4 protein-coding genes are annotated in these 4,979 nt (G+C 71.1%); 2 read left to right on the top strand and 2 right to left on the bottom strand.

The features are described from left to right. Positions 1-302: hypothetical protein (locus H3O04_RS33855; RefSeq protein WP_202589349.1), on the bottom strand; the 302-nt coding region annotated here is incomplete at its 3' end. 157 nt (positions 303-459) lie between these two features. On the opposite strand from H3O04_RS33855, the gene H3O04_RS33850 reads away from it, so the two are divergent. Together H3O04_RS33850 and H3O04_RS33845 are read left to right on the top strand one after the other, a co-directional pair. Beyond that, positions 460-828 (top strand): DUF3175 domain-containing protein, encoded by a 369-nt coding sequence (locus H3O04_RS33850; protein ID WP_023477778.1) that lies wholly within the window; start codon positions 460-462, stop codon positions 826-828. A 54-nt stretch (positions 829-882) separates the two neighbouring features. Further along, positions 883-2,205 (top strand): cation:proton antiporter domain-containing protein, encoded by a 1,323-nt coding sequence (locus H3O04_RS33845; protein WP_105797998.1) that lies wholly within the window; start codon positions 883-885, stop codon positions 2,203-2,205. Between the two features lie 4 nt (positions 2,206-2,209). Here H3O04_RS33845 and ligD read toward each other — a convergent pair. After that, positions 2,210-4,979: DNA ligase D (gene ligD, locus H3O04_RS33840; protein ID WP_202589348.1), on the bottom strand; the 2,770-nt coding region annotated here is incomplete at its 5' end.

Genomic DNA, 4,979 nt, shown 5'->3' with positions numbered 1-4,979 from the left:
CTACCGCCCTGGCCCGCGCCGTTCGGGCCGCCGCCCGGCTTCACGTGGCCGGCCGACCCGCTGTGCGAACGCATCCCGTGCTTCGCGCCATGCCGCTGCGTGCCGGCCGGTGGCGGCGGCGCGGTCGTATTGCCGTTGGTGCCCGGCGTCGACATGTCCATCGACGGATTCGGCGCGCCGGTGCCCTCGTCCGAGCGCTGCGAGTTCTGCGCCCACGCGGCCGGCGCGGCCGCGACGATCGCGACAGCCGCGCACGCCAGCACATGCCGCGCGACACACTTCGATTCGAATGCTGATTTCATGGCGTTTTCTCCCTATGGATGATCGCTTGATCGAAATTCCTGCTCCGGTCCTTCAGCAAGGCCCATGCCGTCGTCTGCACGTTCACGACGCGGCACGCGGTTTGCGTCCCGCGTCTTCGCACGACCGTCCTGTGAATCCCTACGGAGCCCCTGCCTCATGCCTTCCGCTTCTGCTTCCCACGCGCACGACAAGCCGCACGGCAAACGCCACACGCGCCGCCCCGGCCGCGCGCGCAGCGCCGACCCGGCCCACCGCAAGCGCTGGTCCGGCAAAGTCACGCAAAAAAGCGATGCGCTCGACATCGAGCCCGACATCTTCAAATCCGACGATCCGGCCGCGATCGCCGCGTCGCTGAAGCGCTCGGCCGAACACAGCCGCCGCCGCAAGGCGTCGCCGTTCCAGTCGGCGATGTCGATGCTGAACTTCTACGTGAACCGCGCCGGCCGCAACCTGCCGAAAACGCGCCGCGCGACCCTCGAACGCGCGAAGCGGAAACTGCGCGAAGCCTTCGGCCGCAAGCCCTGACGGCCGGCGCGCGGCTCGTATGCTCGTCTCCACCCCTGCGCTGCGATCACACGCATGCACGAAACCCTCTGGTATCTGATCATCGGCGCGGTGCTGCTGGGCATGGGCGTCGTGACGTCCGCACTGCGCCACCTGCCCTGCAGCTCGGCGATGATTTACCTGGTGCTCGGCATCGCGCTCGGCCCGGCCGGCGCCGGCCTGCTGCATCTCGACCTCGAACGCGACGGGCAGCTGCTGCGCGAGATCGTCGAGGTCGCGCTGCTCGTGTCGCTGTTCGCGATCGGGCTGCGGCTGCGCGTGCCGCTGTCCGACAAGCTGTGGCTCGTGCCGTGCCGCCTCGGGCTGCTCGCGATGATCGTCACCGTGCCGCTGCTCGCCGCGTGCGCGGTGCTCGCGCTGGGCCTTGGCTGGGGCCCTGCGTTGCTGCTCGCGGCGATCCTCGCGCCGACCGACCCCGTGCTCGCGCACGACGTGCAGGTACACGATCCGGGCGATCGCGACCTGGTGCGCTTCGCGTTGTCCGGCGAAGGCGGAATGAACGACGGCATCGCGCTGCCGTTCGCGCTCGCGGGGCTCGCGCTGTGCGGCGCACCGGGTGCGACGCACGGCATCCCGCCGCTGTCCGGCACATTCGCGCTGGTCGCGCTGTGGGGCATCGCGGGCGCGGCCGCGATCGGCGGCGGGCTCGGCTGGGCCACGACGAAGACGATCGGCTGGCTGCGCACGCGGCACGCGCAGGCGCTCGGCCTCGAAGGCTTCTTCGCGCTCGCGCTGATCGTGCTGTCGTTCGGCGCCGCGCAGCTCGCGCACACGTTCGGCTTCATCGCGACGTTCGCGGCCGGCGTCGCGATGCGGCGCGTCGAGCATCGCGCGAGCGGCGACCGCCCGCCGCGCGAAGTGATCGGCCAGATCGATTCGGAAGACGTGGTCGCGACCGAGAAGCATCCGGAGAAAGCGCATGCGTTCATGGCCGAATCGGTGCTCGGCTTCACGATCGAGCTCGAACGGATCGCCGAAGCGATCGTGATGACGATGATCGGCAGCGTGCTCTCGACGCTGCCCGGCCCGCTGCTCACGTGGGGCGCCGTCGCGCTGGCCGCCGTGCTGTTCGTCGCCGTGCGTCCGCTCGCGGTGCTGGTCACGCTGGCCGGCTCGCGCGCGACGCATGCGCAGCGGCGGCTGATGGCGTGGTTCGGCATCCGCGGGATCGGCTCGTTCTACTACCTGCTGTTCGCGCTCGAGCACGGGCCGTCCGACGTCGTGCGCCCGCTCGCGGCGCCGGTGCTGGCCGTGGTGTCCGCGTCGGTGGTCGCGCACGGGATTTCCGCGACGCCGCTGATGAACTGGTACTACCGGTTGCAGCAGCATCGGCACTGACGGTTCACGTGTCGGCGCCGAGCCGCGCCCGCATCGCCGCGGTGATGCGCTGGCGCGCCTTCGCGTAGCCTTCCCACGGGTCGCGCTTCAGCGTGTCCAGCCGTTCGTGCAGCGTGTCGATCGTCCATTGCGCGCCGCCCGTCGTGTCAGGCACCTCGTCCCAGTCGAGCGGCACCGACACGCCCATGCCGGGCCGCGCGCGCACCGAATAGGCGGCGATCGTGCTCGCCCCGCGCCCGTTGCGCAGGTAGTCGACGAAGATCTTGCCGCGCCGGTGGCGCGGCCCCATCGTCGCGGTGAAGCGTTCGGGCAGCGTGCCGGCGACGTGCTGCGCGACCGCGCGCGAAAAGTCCTTCACGTCGTCCCAGCCCGCATGCCGCGTGAGCGGCACGACGACGTGCAGCCCCTTGCCGCCGCTCGTCTTGCAGAACGACACGAGCCCGAGCTCGTCGAGCAGCCCGCGCACGAGCTGCGCGGCGTCGATCATCGTGCGCCACGGCAGCGCCGGATCGGGATCGAGGTCGAACACGATGCGGTCGGGCCGCTCGATGTTCGACGCATGCGCGTTCCACGTGTGCAGTTCGACCGTGCCCATCTGCGCGGCGCCGAGCAGCGCGTCGACGTTGTCGATCGACAGCAGCGGCCCGTGGCCGGGGTCGAGCCCTTCGTGCTGCGTGACGAACGGAATCTCGCGACGCTCCGCGTGCTTCTGGAAGAACAGCTCGCCGGCGATGTCGCCCGGGGCGCGCACGAGCGAAACCGGCCGGCCCTCGAGGTCGGGCAACAGCCACGGCGCGACCCATTGCCAGTACCGCGCGAGGTCGATCTTGCGCGTGCCGCTTTGCGGGTCGAGCACGCGCTCGGGATGCGTGATGCGCACGCGGCCGAGCGTGTCGGGGCCGGACGCGTCGCCGTCGGCTCGGGCCGCTGCGCGAGACCGTGCGGACGGTTTGCGATCGCCGGTTTCACGAGCGGCATGCGATGCGCGCTTGCGTGTGTCGTCGTGCGGGGTCGGGTGTTGATCCATCGTCACCTCCGTTTCCGTATGTTTGGGCATCTCGCGGACGATCTGCGCCGCCGGCTTGTCCTCGCGCAGCGCGATGAACGCGGCCTGCCGCACGATCCCGTCGCCGGTCCATTCCGCGAATTCGCATTCGGCGACGAGCGTCGGCTCGACCCAGTGCACGCGGGTGCGCGTGCGTTCGCGCGGCGGTTCATCGAACGGCATCGTGTCGCGCTCGTGTTTGCGCAGGATCACGGCGAGACGGTCGAGCATCCGCGCATCGAAGCCGGTGCCGACGCGGCCGACGTAGCGCAGCGGCCCGGGCCCGCGCCGCCGCTTGCCGGCCGGCGCCGGCTCGTGCACACCGAGCAGCAGCGCGCCGAAGCCGTGCCGGCTGCCCGACGGCTCGGTAAAACCACCGATCACGAACTCCTGCCGGCGCCGGCATTTGAGCTTGATCCACGCGGGCGACCGGCCGGCGCGATAGCGCGAGTCCGCGCGCTTGCCGATCAGTCCTTCGAGGCCGGTGTCGCAGGCGCTCGCGATCAGCGACGCGACGTCCTCGCCGAGATCGGGCGAAAAGCGCACGCGCGCCGGGTCGCTGTTCGCGAGCAGCGGTTCGAGCAGCGCGCGACGCTCGGTGAGCGACGCGTCGCGCAGGTCGTAGCCGTCGAGATAAGGCAGGTCGAACACGAAGAAGGTGATCGCATCCGAGCGGTCCGTGCCGAACGCGTTCTGCAGCGCCTGGAAATCGGGCAGGCCGTTCTCGCCGAGCACGACGGCCTCGCCGTCGAGCCATGCGTCGTCGAGATCGAGCGCCGCGAGCGCGTCGCGCTGCGCGCGCAGCTTCGCGGTCCAGTCCCGGCCTTCGCGCGTCATCAGCGTGACGCGCCGGCGTGCGCCCTTGCCTGCGATGCGCGCCAGGATGCGGTAGCCGTCGAATTTCAGTTCGTAGCACCAGCCGCCCTGCGTCGGCGGTGCATCGACCAGCGTCGCGAGCTGCGGCGCGATGCGCTCGGGCAGCGGCGCGCGCACCGCGCCTTCGACCTGCGACGGGTCGGCGGGGCGCTGGCTTGCGTGGCTTGTGTGGCTTGCGGGTCGCGCGTCATGTGCATCGCCATCCGCGTCGGTCGCTCGGCCGCGCCGCGCCGCGCGCTTGCGTGCCGCGCCGTGGGTCGCGCCGTCATGCACGCTCCCCGGCCGCTCGCCGACGACGTCGAATTCATCGGCGCTGCGCGCGTCGTCGTCGCGCTCCTTGATCAGCAGCCACTGCTCCTGACGCCCTTCCTGCCGCCCGCTGCGCACGAGCGCCCAGCCGCCGTGCAGTTTCTCGCCGTCGAGCCGGAACGTCAGCTTGCCGGCCCGGTAGCCTTCGCGCGCCTGCGCGACGCCGCCATCGGGCGTCCACGTGCCTTCGTCCCACACGACGACCGAGCCCGCACCGTAATGCCCGGCCGGAATCTCGCCTTCGAACGACGCGTATTCCAGCGGATGGTCCTCGACGTGCACCGCGAGCCGCTTCACCTGCGGATCGAAGCTCGGCCCCTTCGGCACGGCCCACGATTTCAGCGTGCCGTCGAGTTCGAGCCGGAAATCGTAGTGCAGCCGGCGCGCGTGGTGCTCCTGGATCACGAAGCGCAGCGGATGGCGTGCGCGCGCGGCGGGCTGCTTCGCCTTCGGCTTCGAGGCCGCTTGCGTATCCGGCTTCGCGCGACGCTTGCCGTGCGCCCCTTCGGGCTCGGGCGTCGCACCGAAATGGCGCTTGCGGCGA

The sequence above is a fragment of the Burkholderia sp. KCJ3K979 genome (assembly GCF_016759955.1).
GTDB classification, from domain to species: Bacteria; Pseudomonadota; Gammaproteobacteria; order Burkholderiales; family Burkholderiaceae; genus Burkholderia; species Burkholderia orbicola.
This window is presented reverse-complemented; position numbering and strand designations above follow the sequence as displayed.